At 43.3% G+C, this 15,178-nt stretch carries 16 protein-coding genes and 1 pseudogene; 11 read left to right on the top strand and 6 right to left on the bottom strand.

What is annotated here, in order from left to right:
- Positions 1-146 precede the first annotated feature (146 nt).
- Positions 147-620: an outer membrane lipoprotein gene (locus tag NHN17_RS12410; RefSeq protein ID WP_255042875.1), complete on the top strand. Its 474-nt coding sequence runs from the start codon at positions 147-149 to the stop codon at positions 618-620.
- Positions 621-714: 94 nt separating this feature from the next.
- Positions 715-1,377 (top strand): alpha/beta hydrolase, encoded by a 663-nt coding sequence (locus NHN17_RS12405; protein WP_255042874.1) that lies wholly within the window; start codon positions 715-717, stop codon positions 1,375-1,377.
- Between the two features lie 83 nt (positions 1,378-1,460).
- On the opposite strand, the gene NHN17_RS12400 is transcribed toward NHN17_RS12405, so the two are convergent.
- From NHN17_RS12400 to NHN17_RS12385, 4 genes are all read right to left on the bottom strand, one after another.
- Positions 1,461-2,087: a 3'-5' exonuclease gene (locus NHN17_RS12400; protein ID WP_255042873.1), complete on the bottom strand. Its 627-nt coding sequence runs from the start codon at positions 2,085-2,087 to the stop codon at positions 1,461-1,463.
- A 51-nt stretch (positions 2,088-2,138) separates the two neighbouring features.
- Entirely contained in the window at positions 2,139-2,561 is a 423-nt protein-coding gene (locus NHN17_RS12395; protein ID WP_255042872.1) for a DUF3859 domain-containing protein, read from the bottom strand.
- 129 nt (positions 2,562-2,690) lie between these two features.
- Complete coding sequence (locus NHN17_RS12390; RefSeq protein WP_255042871.1) at positions 2,691-3,113, bottom strand: Hsp20/alpha crystallin family protein; 423 nt, start codon at positions 3,111-3,113, stop codon at positions 2,691-2,693.
- 105 nt (positions 3,114-3,218) lie between these two features.
- Positions 3,219-3,395 (bottom strand): hypothetical protein, encoded by a 177-nt coding sequence (locus NHN17_RS12385; protein ID WP_255042870.1) that lies wholly within the window; start codon positions 3,393-3,395, stop codon positions 3,219-3,221.
- Between the two features lie 76 nt (positions 3,396-3,471).
- On the opposite strand from NHN17_RS12385, the gene NHN17_RS12380 reads away from it, so the two are divergent.
- Both NHN17_RS12380 and NHN17_RS12375 read left to right on the top strand, forming a co-directional pair.
- Entirely contained in the window at positions 3,472-3,921 is a 450-nt protein-coding gene (locus NHN17_RS12380; RefSeq protein ID WP_255042869.1) for an AraC family transcriptional regulator, read from the top strand.
- Between the two features lie 450 nt (positions 3,922-4,371).
- Positions 4,372-5,538, top strand: a complete 1,167-nt coding sequence (locus tag NHN17_RS12375; protein ID WP_255042868.1) for a sodium:proton antiporter — start codon at positions 4,372-4,374, stop codon at positions 5,536-5,538.
- 133 nt (positions 5,539-5,671) lie between these two features.
- On the opposite strand, the gene NHN17_RS12370 is transcribed toward NHN17_RS12375, so the two are convergent.
- Positions 5,672-7,057 (bottom strand): MATE family efflux transporter, encoded by a 1,386-nt coding sequence (locus tag NHN17_RS12370; protein WP_255042867.1) that lies wholly within the window; start codon positions 7,055-7,057, stop codon positions 5,672-5,674.
- 83 nt (positions 7,058-7,140) lie between these two features.
- Here NHN17_RS12370 and NHN17_RS12365 point away from each other — a divergent pair, with 83 nt between their 5' ends.
- Positions 7,141-8,043: an AraC family transcriptional regulator gene (locus NHN17_RS12365; protein ID WP_255042866.1), complete on the top strand. Its 903-nt coding sequence runs from the start codon at positions 7,141-7,143 to the stop codon at positions 8,041-8,043.
- A gap of 91 nt (positions 8,044-8,134) precedes the next feature.
- On the opposite strand, the gene NHN17_RS12360 is transcribed toward NHN17_RS12365, so the two are convergent.
- Positions 8,135-8,485, bottom strand: a complete 351-nt coding sequence (locus tag NHN17_RS12360; protein ID WP_255042865.1) for a hypothetical protein — start codon at positions 8,483-8,485, stop codon at positions 8,135-8,137.
- A 409-nt stretch (positions 8,486-8,894) separates the two neighbouring features.
- Here NHN17_RS12360 and NHN17_RS12355 point away from each other — a divergent pair, with 409 nt between their 5' ends.
- From NHN17_RS12355 to NHN17_RS12330, 6 genes and pseudogenes are all read left to right on the top strand, one after another.
- Positions 8,895-10,955 carry an alpha-amylase family glycosyl hydrolase gene (locus NHN17_RS12355; protein ID WP_373689561.1) on the top strand — a complete coding sequence of 687 codons (2,061 nt, stop codon included), beginning with the start codon at positions 8,895-8,897 and terminating at the stop codon, positions 10,953-10,955.
- 107 nt (positions 10,956-11,062) lie between these two features.
- Positions 11,063-11,383, top strand: a complete 321-nt coding sequence (cutA, locus tag NHN17_RS12350) for a divalent-cation tolerance protein CutA (protein WP_255042863.1) — start codon at positions 11,063-11,065, stop codon at positions 11,381-11,383.
- Positions 11,384-11,488: 105 nt separating this feature from the next.
- Positions 11,489-12,436: a YbgA family protein gene (locus NHN17_RS12345; RefSeq protein ID WP_255042862.1), complete on the top strand. Its 948-nt coding sequence runs from the start codon at positions 11,489-11,491 to the stop codon at positions 12,434-12,436.
- Positions 12,426-13,247 carry a MerR family transcriptional regulator gene (locus NHN17_RS12340; RefSeq protein ID WP_255042861.1) on the top strand — a complete coding sequence of 274 codons (822 nt, stop codon included), beginning with the start codon at positions 12,426-12,428 and terminating at the stop codon, positions 13,245-13,247. The genes NHN17_RS12345 and NHN17_RS12340 overlap by 11 nt, the downstream gene beginning before the upstream one ends.
- Positions 13,234-14,676, top strand: a complete 1,443-nt coding sequence (phrB, locus tag NHN17_RS12335; protein ID WP_255042860.1) for a deoxyribodipyrimidine photo-lyase — start codon at positions 13,234-13,236, stop codon at positions 14,674-14,676. The genes NHN17_RS12340 and phrB overlap by 14 nt, the downstream gene beginning before the upstream one ends.
- Positions 14,677-14,770: 94 nt before the next feature.
- A pseudogene (locus NHN17_RS12330) lies at positions 14,771-15,178 on the top strand (transposase); the annotation flags it as partial.

The raw sequence follows: 15,178 nt of genomic DNA, 5'->3' as shown, positions 1-15,178 counted from the left end.
TTGATAGCGCAAGGATTTAAACACAGTTGGCTGCTGGATATTTATCCATTTTACTGCTCATTAAACTCATGTGTCTTGAAGTCGTTTGGGTATAAAGTGTTGCCGCTATACTTAAGTCAGGTTCCTACGAGACATAAGGTGTCAGCATGAAAAAATTGTTTTATCCGCTTGTATTGTTGGTCGGTTTATTGGGATTAGGGATGGCGGGGTGTTCAAGCAATCCGTATGGCGATTCCTATGGCGTAGCTGACACGCGAACAATCCAGCAGGTTCGAACTGGCGTGATCGTAAGAACGGAGCCTGTGACTATTGAAGGGGAAGGTCAAGCGGTTGGGGCCATCGCCGGTGCGGCAGTGGGGGGGATTCTTGGTTCAAAGATAGGGGGTGGTTCTGGTTCTGATATTGCAGCCATTGGTGGTGGTGTCTTAGGTGGTTATGCGGGTAGTAAAGCCGCAGAGGGGGTGACAAAGAGAAATGGTGTGAACCTGACCATCAAAATGGATGATACCGGTGAGACTATCGCGATTGTTCAAGAAGCTAACCCAAACATGATGTTCACTGTCGGGCAGCGGGTGCGAGTGAATGTTGATGGCCGTACGGCACGCGTCGTTCCTGAATAAACAGACCCCCTGAAATAAGCCATTTAAGTGAATAGCTGCTTAAGTGGCTTTACTATAAACTCATGAATTCACTTCATTGCAGGATGCAGACTCAATGACACAACATTTATCTTCCGTAATTGTCGAACCCACAGAAACACCAAGCGCTTCCGTTATTTGGCTTCATGGCCTTGGTGCTAATGGCCATGACTTTGAAGCGATTCTTCCCGAACTAAACCTACCGCCGGAAGTGGCTATTCGTTTTATCTTTCCTCATTCGCCATCAATTCCTGTCACGATTAATGGCGGCATGGTGATGCCTGCTTGGTACGACATCCTTGAGATGGGCGCTGGGCGCAAATTGAATACTGAGCAACTGCTGGATTCTGCTCAAGCCATTTCCAAACTAGTGGATCATGAAATTGCTAGTGGAATAAGGAGCGACCGGATAATTTTGGCAGGCTTTTCACAGGGGGGAGCTGTGGCTTATCACGTTGCATTGACTTACCCTGAACCGTTGGCTGGGTTATTAGCGTTATCCACTTATTTTCCGACAGCGGATGATATTGAAGTTAGCACCGCCAATAAGCAACTCGACATTGAAGTCATGCATGGCAGTTATGATCCTGTTGTCTTACCTGCTATGGGTAAAGAGGCTGTTGAGGCTTTGAAACAGAAAGGCTTTATGCCTAATTGGCGTGAATATCCCATGGAGCATCAGGTTTGTTATCCACAAATCAAGGATATATCAAAATGGCTGCAGGCTAAATTGCTGTAATTAGCTGTTTTAAAAACAGAATGGATACCCAGATAATAATACTTGGGTATCCAATAAAGCAGGGTGGTAGCTATCTATGTGAGTTAGGCTGCAATCTTTTTAAATAATGCCGGAATCGCTGCTTTGCTGGTTTTACTCAATTTTCGCATTGTATCAAACGACACTTTTTGTAGGTTAGTCTGTGTTTTTACTTCACTGACTAAACGTTGCCAGAGTCTTGCCGTCATTTCAGCATCAGCCAAAGCTCGGTGGAATGTACCATCGTTTTCAATGTTAAGTTCGTTAACTAAAGTGCCGAGCTTATGGTTTGGTATATCTTGATAAATGCGTCGCGCCAATAGCATTGAGCAGACAAAACTACCGCTGTACTGGCGGTTTAGCATCTCAAGCTCTGCATCAAGGAATCGCTGGTCGAAAGAGGCGTTGTGTGCAATAAGATTATACCCTTGAATAAAATCAGCAAATTCGTCCATGACTGCATTACAGCTTGGCGCTGACTCTAACATTTCGTTGGTGATGCCGGTGTAGCCTTCGATAAAACTGCTGACACGAAAGCCTGGATTCATCAGTTGCTGGAACTGGTCGATCACGATGCCATTTTGAATCTTTACTGCACCAATTTCGATGGCGCGGTCGCCCATATTTGGCGAAAGGCCAGTTGTCTCAAAGTCGAGTACGATAACAGTATCTGCTGAGTGTTGTGTATACATTAGAAACCTAAGAAATTAGTGTGTGTTACGTGTACTGCTTTTACTTGGATATCAGTATCCACGTTTCTTCCAAAAGTCAGCTTCGTCTTTGGCGTAAAGGTTAAACGTCTTCTCAGCCACTACCTTACTGCCAAGTTCGATTGTCATGCGCCATTTACCGATTTTATTCGCGATCGGGGCCCAAATAGTATCACCTAGGTAAAAATCCCAGTCATTGGTTCTAACATGTAATTCACCATCGAACGGTTCCAATTCATCACCGTCCTCATCAGTAATACCTGGGTGGTAAATACAATAGCGGATCTTCTCACCACGGGCTTTCTTAATATTGACAGTAAAGCCGAACTCGATGTCTATTTCTGCAGGCACATCGGTGGTAAAGGTCTTGATTTTAGGCAAGTGCTTGGATTCGGCATCCCAGGTCGTATGGATACCATACGTCTCGATACTGACAACAGGTTTTGATTTGGCCATGAGGTAAAGAACAGAGTTGCTAAAGGAAAGTGCATTATAAGGCTTAGAGAGAGATGTTTCATTCCAAATTGTGTTAAGAAAAAAAGAGGCTAGCAAACTAGCCTCTTGTTTGGTTCTCGAAGAGCACGATTAATTGATTTCAATATTAGTGCTATCGGGTGACGCGCCTTCTATTTTGGGAACTATAACCGTGAGGACACCATCACTAAAGCGCGCTTGTACGTCTTCCTGCTGGATATTATGGCCTAGATAGAAGCTGCGCATTAATCTTCCTTCATAGCGCTCCTTGCGAATGACTTTGCCATCTTTCTCTTCTTGGTCGTCTTTTTTGGTCACCGCTTCAATAGTCAGCGATCCATTGGATAACTGTACAGAGATATCACTTTTATTGACTCCCGGTAAGTCAGCGGTAATTTCAAAGCTCTTCTCTTGTTCTACGATGTTGATTCGCGGTGAGTAGACATCGGCATCGTGTCTATGCCTCAAAGTAGGGAAGTTGTGATCAAACATATGTGAGAAGTCGAACCATGAATCTCGAGGTACCAAGCTCATAACTGCCTCCGACTGATTGTCTAACTATCTTTAATAGTGTAGTTAGAGGCAGTTGAGCGTGGTGGGGTATGTCACTTGGGGTTGATATATATCAACTACAGAGGACTAATCCCCTCCGTCACCATCGCCATCATGGCTACCGTCAGACGGAGAATCGTCACCAGGGCTACCTTTGGCGTACCGATCAAGCTCTTCAGTTTCCTCATCAGGCATCTGTTGATCAACGATATTGTCCTGGTTGGGCTGGGTAGGGTTAAAGATATTCTTGAGCCATTCAAACATAGGCTAACCTTATTGAGAACCAGTGTGGTTTAATGAAATTACATTGTTAATACTAGTTCGTTGTGTAGGTAATGAGATGAAAAGTGAACAAATTGCCGAAACCCATTTAGCGTATCTCAGGGTCACTGGGCCCTATGGCGAAAACTATGAGCCCGCTGTTGAGCTTTTATACCGTTGGGCAGGAGAGAACCATTTACAAGGTGGGCAGTGCTTGTTTATCTATCACGATGATCCTGAAACAACTGAATTGTCAAAATGCCGGACTGATATTTGTCTTACGGTTCCTGCTGGTACGACTGCGAGTGGTAATGTAGGTATACAGGTTTTATCGGCGGGAAGATATTGTATGTTTCGTGAAATAGTTAGAAGTAAGTCAGAATACCCCAGGTATTGGAAAAAGCTATTGGATCAGGTGAAAATCGCAGGTTTGGAGGTTGATGAGCGGCCATGTTTCGAACTGTATCATAGTTATGATATTGAAACACATGTTGCAGACGTCGGTTTTTACGTAGCGGTGAAAGGCTGAATGTACAGTATTGTTATGGCGTTCCTGCCTTGTGCTGTAGAGTGTGTTTTTTGAATTTAATCAGCAAAGGTTGTATATTTCTGGCTGGAAGTGTAAAAAGTTGCTTCAGTTGATGATGAAATATTATTTCACATCGGTTAGACAGAAAAGACTTGAAGAAAAACCCGAGTTAAGGTTATTATTCGCACTTACAAAAAACACCTCATTTTTTCTCATCTTCGCTAATAAATTAATTTATCTCCTTTTAATATATTTCATAATGTAAACAGCAGAAACAACCGCTTAAGCTTTGTTGATGTTATAAATGCTTGCCATGTTTTCATTACAGAAAAATACTTTTATACACGTTAAATAAAACACTGAAATAAGTTTAATCAATATATTCATACTCAAGAATAAAAATATAAAAGACGTTTGTAGAATGAAGGTTACTCTTAATAAGGTGTCAATGTGAAAAAAGTCATACTCTATTCAATTTTACTTTTGGTTGGCTTGTTCCTATCACAATTACTACCCCTGTACATCGATGGCTATAGCGCCTTGCAACCTATACTGATGGTTGTAACGATGTCGGCATTGGCTTACATCATGATTAATGTAGGGCGTGAGTTTGAGATAGATAAAAACAACCTGAAGCAGTACAGCTGGGATTACATAGTCGCGATGACCACGGCAACATTCCCTTGGATCGCGGTTGTGCTGTATTTTATTTTTGTGTTGATGCCAAGTGACTTATGGTTCAATGCCGGTGCATGGAAAGAAACCCTTGTGATTGGTCGCTTTGCAGCGCCTACATCCGCAGGTGTTCTATTTGCAATGCTTGCAGCTGCTGGGCTTGGTGCAACGTGGATGTTCAAGAAGGCGCGTGTATTAGCCATTTTTGATGACCTTGATACAGTGTTGCTGATGGTTCCATTGACCATTTTGGTTGTCGGCTGGCGTCCTGCACTAGGCTTAACTTTGCTTCTAATGCTTGCGCTGCTCATTATAGGCTACAAGTATCTACATAAGTGGAACATTCCCTCTTCTGCAGGCGTAATTGTTGGCTATTCAGTGTTGATCGCTGGCCTCTGCGAGATATTCTACATCTCAACTGATATTCATTTTGAGGTATTGCTACCAGCCTTTGTGTTGGGCTGTATGATGAAATCTCAGCATGAATCAGCAAAAGATGTAAAACTGTCAACAGCCGTAGCTTGTCTTTTTATGGTGTTGGTCGGTTTGAGCTTACCCCAAATTTTCGGTGCTGTGACGCCAGCAGATAACTCAAGTATTACAACTTCGATGCCAGCAATGGAAATGAGTGAAATTGCTTTTCACGTCATTATGATTTCTATTGTGTCGAATATCGGCAAAATGTTCCCGCTGTTTTGCTATCGAAAAGAAGCAACATTAAAAGAGCGATTGGCACTATCTATTGGTATGTGGCCGCGTGGTGAAGTCGGTGCTGGTGTATTGATGATCAGTATCGGATATGGATTTGGTGGACCTATTGTGACGATCAGTATGCTGTCGTTGGCATTGAACTTAGTGCTGACAGGCTTCTTCATCATGATGGTACGTAGTTTGATTCTAGGCCCAGTTAAAGGAGGCGCATATGAAAAAACGCGAGCTTAAATTACTTGCAGCTGTAATATCTATCTTTTTGTTTTCACTTGTAGTAGGTAGAGCAGCAGCCTAAAAATAAGGTTTATTACGGGCTACGTCTTCCAATAGACGTAGCCCGTTTTTTATTTTGATGAATAGGCAACTATACCGCAGCTGGTTGAGGTTGAACGGTGAGGTTGTTTAACCAACGACGTTTTAAGTACCGGTTAAAGCACAACGACAGTTTGACAACTTCTTCAGTCAGCAGAGCTAAATAAACCCAACCATATGACCACTCACCAATAAATGCACCGTAGGCTGTAAATGGAATACCAATCATCCACATCGCGATGAAGTCCATTCTCAAACAAAATAGGTTTTCCCCGCCAGTCCGAAGAATTCCATTAATGATGATCATGTTTAGCATTCTTAACGTGATACCTATACTAATAACGTACATTGCAGGTTGTGCTAGTGGTATTAAGTCGTCTTGGTCGAGGTTTAACCAAGACAGAACGAACTGGTGGTTTAGATAAAGAAATAGCCCCATACCTAAACCGATAATCAGAACAAACTTCAGGAAAAAGGCAGTCATCGCTTGTGCCTTTTCAAACTCATCCCGGCCCAAAGACTGACCTATCAATACCGAACAAGCTACTGAAATCCCCATGAACACTGAATATAACAATGACTCAAAAGGACCGATCATGCTAAATACTGCCAGCTCTGTCGTGCCCATATGACCAAAAATGATTTGATAGGTTAGGGTACCCAGAGCCCACAGAAGCGCGTTTAACGAATGAGGGATCGCAAGTTTACGGTAAGTCATCCACAATGTTTGGTGATTACGAATCGCACGGCTGACAATGAGCCAATGCTGGCGGTAAACCAGTACGGCACACATCATTAAAACCTGTGCGAATCGAGCAATCGTTGTTGCCAGAGCTGCACCAGCGACGCCCATTGCAGGTATTCCTAATCCGCCTTTGATTAGCAGGAAATTTAGGGCAATATTCAGCGCAATAGTAATAGCACCTAAAATTAAAGGTAGTATGGCATCATCGCTAGCACGCAAGCTAGATTCCAGTGTAATAATCACATGTGTCAGAATCAGAACGGGAAAGCTATACCATAGATACTGGCTGCCTTGCATGATCACTGCCATGTCATTGGTCTGAAGCTGCATAATCTGCGGGGCAAACACGGTGATAACAAAAGTAACGGGTACCATGATGATGGCGCCTAACTTCATTGCTTGAATTGTTACCGTTTTCGCATGAACACTGTCTTTTTTCCCCCAATATTGGGAAACTAGGATGCCATTGGCAGAAGCTAGGCCCGCCATGATCATAATGGCGACAAAATGCCATTTCGATGCAATACCGACAGCCGCAGTGGCTGATTGGCCGAAATCGCTAACCATTAACACATCGGCAAGGGCAAGAATTGCTACCAAGGCACTTTGAATGGCAACGGGAAAAGCTAGCTTTGCAATACGAGTAAAGAGGTCATTTGGCAGTGCTGTTTGTGTTTTTTTAATTGTTGTCATCGTAAGTCTCCGAATCATACCAATTAGAAATAGGTCGGCTTGGTAATGGACGGCAACTATAGCGAAACAGAAAATGGAGTGACATGTTAGAAAGTACAGAAAACCTGTGTGAATCTGTCACCGTGGGTTTTGCCATGGTACAACCGAAAACAGATTGGAATGAAGAAGCTTATCTAGCGCAAGCCTGTAAAGAGCGCTTTCTTACTCAGTCTGATCTTCCTGAGCTGACAGACAGCGGCTTTTTTATGGCCGGACTGGCAGAGTTGGAGGAAGGGTATGAGATCGAACGAGTTGTCACAAGTAATCACACTATATTGCTAACACAAGAAGGTATGGGGCTGCTAACCCTTACGGACAGGCAATATTATTTACTGCCTAATACGCTAACTATTTTGCCGGCTGGTTTGCCATTTCGGTTTGAATTGGCAGATAAAAAGAAAGGTTGGAAAATGGCTTGGGTACTGCTTAAGCCTGTAGAAAAATGGTTGCCATTGGTGGCAAATGGCCAGCGAGTCGAGCATACCCCGATCTGTGAGCAAGTGTGGTCAGTTATGAATTTATTACACAGCGAAATTGGCGGTAGGGCGAGCTACAGAAAGCTGTTTGCGAGTGAATTATCACGTTTGATGCTGGGTAGTGCGAACCTTGCACCATCAAACTCGGTTTTGCGTGTTCAAAGTGTAATTAATGATATTGAATCACAGCTTCACCTAAACTGGACCGTAAAAGGCATTGCTAAGCAGTGTTATCTTAGCACCGAGCAGCTAAATAGGATCATAAAGCAGCTTTATAACTGTTCAACACAGCAACGTTTGATTCAGCTTCGCATGGAAAAAGCAGTAGACTTACTTCATTATCAAGAATGGACGATTGGTATGGTCGCACAACGGTTAGGTTATCAAGACCCATTCAACTTCACTCATCGTTTTCGTCAATATCACGGCTGTTCACCAAGGGAATACCGTAAGCGGTTGTTTGCGGGATAATGGCCCTTTCAGAGGCGTAGAGCTTCATTGGCATAACAGGTCTTATCGGCGTGAGTGATTATCCGGCCGATAAGACTCAGATGTACGTTGATTAACTGCGTTTAGGCTGCTGGTAAGTACGACCTGCGGCTTGATAAACGTCTTTTGTTTTTACATCGAACATGTCGAGGAAGAACCAAGCAACAAACTTGATGACATCATCACCTACATTCATGATCCACTCAACATACTCTTCTTGCTCGCCTTCATCATTTTCTTGTAGTGAAACATGGTAAATGCGTTGTTCACCGTCGATTTCAGCCAGATTAAATTGACCGGTTAGTGATGCTGCAGCTTCAGCAATCTCTGTATCCTCATTGGCTTTAAGTGCCTCAAGAACTTGTGGAACAGAGTCCAATTCGCAAAGGGCTTTAACCAGCGTTTCAAATTGGTCATGTTGCATGAGTTGGTACCTATCATTAAGCAAAAATTAATTACGCGTATTGTATCAGTGTAAATCAGATGGGAGACAAGTTTATGATTACACATTGAATGAGTGCTGTTTTTTTATACGTTTTGGGATGGGGTTGCATTTATTTTTATATTTGAGCGCTTATTCACGAACATTGCACTCCATACAAAAAGTGACATGAAAACTAGCCCTTGCTAACAGTATGTGGTTTGGAAAGTTGCTAGGGGTGCTGCGTGATTTTGCTTTGTATCTCATTTTGTAGGAGATCCCTTCCTTTTAATCCTAATGTGATGTTGGTTTCCACCGCTTATTCCTTCATATGGCTTCTACGCCCCCTCGTCTACGCCTTTCTCTACGGTTAGAGGGGAGGGTATAGGTCATCTAAAGATATGAATAATAGATAAAACAAAAACAAACTTGGAGACTCGATGTGAAAAGGAATCTACGCTCTTTCCTTGCAGTGGCTATCGCTGCATCTTTAACTGCCTGTAATAGCGCAAATAATGCAGTGGATGTGGCTAGCGTAAGCTCAAATGCCTATATGTGCGATAGCACTTTGATGACCAAGGCGGATGACCTGCGTATCTATCAAATCATGGTTGAGAGCTTCGTTAATGGCGATGATGCGATAGGACACGGTACTGGCTATGGAACGAGCCACCATAAGGGTGATTTACAAGGCATCATAGATTCACTGGATTACATTGAGTCATTGGGTGTAAATGCGATATGGCTGACGCCAATCTTTGACTCTATTCCTGTTGATGGGCAAGACCATTGGGCAGATAGATTGGATGCAACGGGTTACTTTACCAGTAACTATTTTGCTGTCGATCCGCGTTTTGGCACCATGGAACAGGCAAAAGAGCTGGTTCAAAAGGCCCATGAAAAGGGGCTTTATGTCTTTTTTGATGGTGTATTTGGTCACCATAAAGACAATGTTGTTCCTTCGCCGCAAGGACGCCTACCTGTCGGTGATAGTAACCCAGTTAGCTATCCTGAGAGCTTGGCTTTCTATCAAGAAGTCGCTACCTACTGGATTGAAGAGCTAAAAATTGATGGCTGGCGCTTAGACCAAGCTTACCAGGTGCCAACCGAAGCTTGGACTGCTATTCGAGCCAGTGTTGATGATGCATCGAAGTCTGTCACTTACGTTAATGCTGAGGGTGAGACCGTTAACCCGCTTGGCTACATGGTCGCCGAGATCTGGAATAACGAGAATTACATTAAGGAAACCGGTTATGGCGCGGAAGGGGACCCTGCGTTGTGTTCAGCCTTCGATTTCCCTGTCCGCTACCGGGTCGTTGAGACGTTTGCTGCTAATGAAAATGGTGTTGGTAACAAAGGTGGCAAATGGTTAAACGAAGGTATGAACTTACACAGTCTATATCCTTCACACGCTCAGCCGAATTTGATGTTGGGTAACCATGATTTGGTTCGATTTGGTGACTTGCTGCAACGAGGCAATATAGCCTCACCGGAACAAGCTGAATATTGGGAGAGACATAAAGCGGCATTGTCTTTCCAAGCCGCCTATTCTGGTCCAATAACCCTTTACTACGGTGAAGAAATCGGTGATGAGCTTGAGGGGTATGCGCATAAAGTGGAACAAGACTGCGCTGTTCGAGGGCTTTGTGATGACCACGTTGCCCGCACCAGTGCCAATATTGATGGTATAACGGTTGATCTCAATGCGAAGCAAAGTGATTTAAAACATTACGTTTCTCAATTAATGGCTTTAAGAGCCGCTCACCCTGCACTTAGCCGTGGTGAACGCATCAATATCGTTGCCAACGAAACGGTATATGTCGACCATAAACAAGCTGATGACGACGTTTTAGTTTATATGGTCAGCACATCTTCACATCAAGATACTGTGGTATTGAAAGCCAGCGAGATTGCATCAGAAGGTCAGCTGGTGGATTTGATGACGGGCAAAGTGTACAGCACTCTCAATGGTGAATATCAAATCAGCCTTGCACCTTTTGAGGCCAAGTTTTTGTCGATAGAACAGCCATCAGCGGCCGGATTGACAAAAGTAGTCACTGCTGCGGCGGCTTCTTCACTGATGGGGGAGGGCTTCATGGCTCAATGTGATAATCCTGTTGTGGAAGGTACTGGTCCAGTTGGCAAAACCTTGTATGTTGTCGGGGACTTTGTTGATGCTGGTTGGAAGCACAAATCTAATCGCGCCTACAGCTATGTTGGTGACAACACGTATCAAGTTGTTGTTGATGAGCAAGCCGGTGCATTTAGGATGCAATATGCGAGTAAGGATTGGTCGCCACAATTCACTGCGGATGGACTTGAGCTATCTCCTGGGAAGGTCGCCAACCTCAAACGTGGTGGCTATGGCAAAGACACTGCAGTGACTCTGCCTGAAACAGGAAAGTACGTCTGGAGTCTCAAGTTTTCGGACAGTGGCGATCCTGAACAGTTAATGGTTTCTAAATGCCCGTAATGTCGAGTTATTAAAATTTCTTAGACGGTATTTAAAAGAGGGAGCTTCGTGTTCCCTCTTTTGTTATTGTTTACAAACAATGTTTGTAGCTGTGGAGGCAGGTAGAAATGAATGAAAAGTGTGTGGTGATGACAACGTTTTCTGATGGTGCGATTGGTGAAAAAATCATTCACTCATTGATAGAAAAACGTTTGGCGGCATGCGTGCAAGTACAGTCAATTGAAAGCTACTATCACTGGCAAGGGAAAGTAGCTAAAGACCAAGAAAAGCTAGTCATCATCAAAACGACGTCGGCACTGTATGCACAGGTAGAAGCCGATATTCTTGCTAATCACGATTACGAAACGCCAGAAATCATTCAACTGCCTATAACCGCTGGGTATCGCGACTACTTGCAATGGATAGAGAGTGAGTGCCGAAATACTTAATTATGCATATGGATGCTCTTATACGAAAAAAATATTTGTATAACTGATCCATTCTACTACTCTTCGTTGTACAAGATATTAGTTTTGTACAAGGTAGGGATAGTCATGCAAATACCAGTTGGAATTAGCGCCTGTGTGTTGGGTGAGAAAGTAAGATTTGATGGTGGGCACAAGCTCAACCGTTTTATGGTTGATGAGCTGTCTAAGTATCTTACCTTTAAGCCCGTTTGCCCTGAAGTGGGTATTGGAATGCAGGTACCACGTCCTGCTATTCGCTTGCTGCAACTGCCTTCAGAAGAAGTTCGTCTAGTTGATAGCAAAAATCAAGATGTCGATTACACCGACAAAATGGTTGCCTTTGCCCAGCAGAAAGTGTCGCAGTTTGATGATCTCTGTGGCTATGTGGTCTGTGCTAAATCACCAACCTGTGGCATGGAACGGGTAAAGCTTCACATTCCTAACAACAATACCATCCCTGGTGGTTCAGTTGGTATCTACACCCGCGAACTTATGGCCCAAATGCCATGGCTACCTGTTGAAGAAGACGGTCGATTGAACGACCCTGTCCTTAGAGAGAACTTTGTTTTTCGTATCTTTGCTTTGAATGATTTTTATCATTCAGTGCGTGACCAACTTTCTGCAAATGCCGTTGTCAAATTTCATTCTCGCTATAAGTTGGTGCTTATGGCCCATAACCCAGTCGCATACAAAGCGTTGGGCAGCATGGTGGCTCATATCAGCGAATGGGATATTAATGAATTTTACCTCGAATACCGTTTGCAGTTTATGGCGGCGATAAAAGAACGCGCATCAAGAAAAAATAAGACCAATGTATTAATGCATCTGCAAGGCTATTTCAAACGCTCACTGACTAAAGAGCAAAAGCAGGAACTTTCTGATTTGATCATGAGTTATAAAGATGGACATCAGCCTATTCTCGTACCAATGGCATTGATTAAACATTACTTGCGGGAGTATCCGGATCCATATCTACAATTACAAACTTTTATTGACCCCTATCCGGAAGATTTGAAATTACGCTATGGACTCTGAAAAAAAATATTACGCAATAAAAGACGTTTCTGAAATCACCGGTGTTAACTCGGTAACCCTTAGAGCCTGGCAGAGGCGTTATGGGCTACTGAAGCCAATAAGAACAGATAAAGGACACCGTCTGTATTCTGAACAAGACCTCAGCACAGTAAAAGAAATTGTTGAGTGGCTCAACAAAGGTGTCGCCATCGGGAAAGTTAAGCCCATGCTTGGCAAACTTTCCCCAAGTTTTGGTGATGATCAAAATGAAAGTCAGAAAGCGATACGTAATATTCTGTCTGCTTTGGCGCAATTAGATGCGGTGTCATTAGATAGGCAACTGATACAGTTGATGAAAGAGTACCCAGTTAAGGTGCTGGAAAACAAAATTGTACGTGCTGTTATTCATGAAATACAGCAAGCTAATAACCCCTTACTCGATATACAAAGTGTGATTTGGGCAAGTGTGCTTCAAGAGCGGTGTTTGTCATTGGTTGCGGCATCACGAAAGCGCAATAAAAAAACATGCATTCTGATGAGTTTTGATGAACAACCAAGTTCTCAGTTCTGGCTAAAGTCGGTTGAGCTATCAGAGCTGGGTTACAACGTCACCATACTGCCGAAGTTAAAAGGCAGGCTAACGCCATTGGTGCCTCTTTTAAATTCATGGAGTGATAAGAAAGTAGTTATAGATGGTGATAACAAACTGCCTCAAGATATTTTAAGTCAAATACAGCAGTTACTGAGTGCGACCGATTCAGATCTATTAACGACAGGAAGTATAAACGCTATTCATCCTGAATTACTGGAGTGGCAACATGAGTCAGCATAAACAGGTAGGGTTAGTTTGGTTTCGCTCTGACTTACGTATTGTTGATAATACGGCTTTATCTGAAGCGGCAAAGCGATGCGATCAGCTTATTGGTCTATATATTTCCACGCCGATGCAATGGCATGAGCACCATATTGCACCGATGCAAGTGGATCTAATCCGCCGCCGTTTACCGGTACTGCGTGATCAACTCGCTAGCATTGGAATCCCTTTTGTTTTCAAAGAAGTTTCAGATTTCGAACAGATCCCACAGGTCATCTTGGATACTGTACAAGATCACGGTATATCGCATGTTTTTTGTAATAAGCAATATGAGTGGAATGAACTGCAACGTGATGACAAAACGGGTCATCGACTTGCAGAACAACAGATAAAGTTCAGTGCATTTGATGATTGTTGTGTCATTACACCAGGCAAGGTTCTTACCAAAAAAGGTGAAGCCTTCAAGGTATTCACGCCGTTTAGAAAAGAGTGGCTAAACCTGTTCCGAGCGCTATCACCATCTCCATTGCCAATACCTGAACCTTTAGCTAGCCCAATTAAAAAATTCAAGCAGAATGATATATCGGTTACTTACCCACTAGCTGACAGTATGGGATGGCCTGTCGAGGAAGAAACTATCCGTCAGCGATTGGTAACATTCTGCTATGAGAAAGTCGAAGATTATCATCAGCATCGCGATATACCGTCAATAGATGGTACAAGCTGTTTGTCTCCGTATTTGGCATTAGGCATGCTGTCTCCACGACAGTGTATCGCTGCACTGTTGGCGGTAAGTCCAATGTGCATGGATGAGCCTGAGGGTGGTGCATTTAGCTGGTTAAACGAGATCATTTGGCGTGAATTTTACCGCCATTTATTAGTGGCGTACCCTAGTTTGTGCCGGGGACAACCATTCCAGCAGTGGACACAAAATGTGAAATGGCAGCCATCAAGCGAGTTATTGTCGGCATGGCAGCATGGTTTGACGGGTTACCCAATTGTTGATGCTGCAATGCGCCAACTTAAACAAACAGGCTGGATGCATAATCGATTAAGAATGATTACGGCGAGCTTTCTTACCAAAGATTTATTGATCCATTGGCAAGCCGGTGAACAGTGGTTTATGTCTCAGCTAGTGGATGGCGATTTTGCGTCTAATAACGGAGGTTGGCAGTGGGCGGCATCGACAGGCACCGATGCACAACCGTATTTTAGAGTGTTTAATCCAACAACTCAGGGCGAACGTTTTGATCCAAAAGGGGAATTTATTCGTACTTGGTTGTATGAATTAAAAGACGTACCGGATAAATATATCCATAAACCACACCTTTGGCCTGAAAGTGGAAAAATAAATTATCCCAAACCGATTGTTGATCATAAGCAGGCAAGGTTGTTGGCGATATCGTCATTTAAAGTAGCGAAAGATGAATATAACCCACTAATTTAATAAATTCAGAATGAACTGAGACTGTAGTGGTACGGTGAATTTGGCCACCTGATTAGAGGTGATATCATCACCTCAGAAGCTAACAGGTGACACAATGACAAAACGTAGCAGAAGAACATTTAGCCCCGAGTTTAAACTAGAAGCCGCACAGTTGGTTATTGACCAAGGCTACTCGGTAGCTGAAGCCGCCCAGGCCATGAATGTTGGCAAATCAACCATGGATAAGTGGTTTCGCCAACTTAAAGAATAGCAGCATGTAGTTTCACATAAAGCTTCTCCGATGACGCCTGAACAAATCGAAATCCGCGAATTAAAAAAGAAACTTGCTCGTCTTGAAGAGCACAATGAAATATTAAAAAAAGCTACAGCTCTGTTGATGTCGGACTCACTGAACAATTCTCGATAATCGAGAAACTCAGGCAGAGCTACAGTGTAAAAACACTGTGTGAGGTGTTCAGCGTTCATCGAAGTAGTTACAAATACTGGCGTAAAAGGCCAAAGG

This window comes from Photobacterium pectinilyticum, from assembly GCF_024357955.1.
Lineage (GTDB): Bacteria > Pseudomonadota > Gammaproteobacteria > Enterobacterales > Vibrionaceae > Photobacterium > Photobacterium pectinilyticum.
This window is presented reverse-complemented; position numbering and strand designations above follow the sequence as displayed.

Excerpts from the sequence above, each read along its gene's own strand:
- NHN17_RS12410 (WP_255042875.1), top strand. The coding sequence starts at position 147 with ATGAAAAAATTGTTTTATCCGCTTGTATTGTTGGTCGGTTTATTGGGA.
- NHN17_RS12405 (WP_255042874.1), top strand. The coding sequence starts at position 715 with ATGACACAACATTTATCTTCCGTAATTGTCGAACCCACAGAAACACCA.
- NHN17_RS12400 (WP_255042873.1), bottom strand. The coding sequence starts at position 2,087 with ATGTATACACAACACTCAGCAGATACTGTTATCGTACTCGACTTTGAG.
- NHN17_RS12395 (WP_255042872.1), bottom strand. The coding sequence starts at position 2,561 with ATGGCCAAATCAAAACCTGTTGTCAGTATCGAGACGTATGGTATCCAT.
- NHN17_RS12390 (WP_255042871.1), bottom strand. The coding sequence starts at position 3,113 with ATGAGCTTGGTACCTCGAGATTCATGGTTCGACTTCTCACATATGTTT.
- NHN17_RS12385 (WP_255042870.1), bottom strand. The coding sequence starts at position 3,395 with ATGTTTGAATGGCTCAAGAATATCTTTAACCCTACCCAGCCCAACCAG.
- NHN17_RS12380 (WP_255042869.1), top strand. The coding sequence starts at position 3,472 with ATGAAAAGTGAACAAATTGCCGAAACCCATTTAGCGTATCTCAGGGTC.
- NHN17_RS12370 (WP_255042867.1), bottom strand. The coding sequence starts at position 7,057 with ATGACAACAATTAAAAAAACACAAACAGCACTGCCAAATGACCTCTTT.
- NHN17_RS12365 (WP_255042866.1), top strand. The coding sequence starts at position 7,141 with ATGTTAGAAAGTACAGAAAACCTGTGTGAATCTGTCACCGTGGGTTTT.
- NHN17_RS12360 (WP_255042865.1), bottom strand. The coding sequence starts at position 8,485 with ATGCAACATGACCAATTTGAAACGCTGGTTAAAGCCCTTTGCGAATTG.
- cutA (WP_255042863.1), top strand. The coding sequence starts at position 11,063 with ATGAATGAAAAGTGTGTGGTGATGACAACGTTTTCTGATGGTGCGATT.
- NHN17_RS12345 (WP_255042862.1), top strand. The coding sequence starts at position 11,489 with ATGCAAATACCAGTTGGAATTAGCGCCTGTGTGTTGGGTGAGAAAGTA.
- NHN17_RS12340 (WP_255042861.1), top strand. The coding sequence starts at position 12,426 with ATGGACTCTGAAAAAAAATATTACGCAATAAAAGACGTTTCTGAAATC.
- phrB (WP_255042860.1), top strand. The coding sequence starts at position 13,234 with ATGAGTCAGCATAAACAGGTAGGGTTAGTTTGGTTTCGCTCTGACTTA.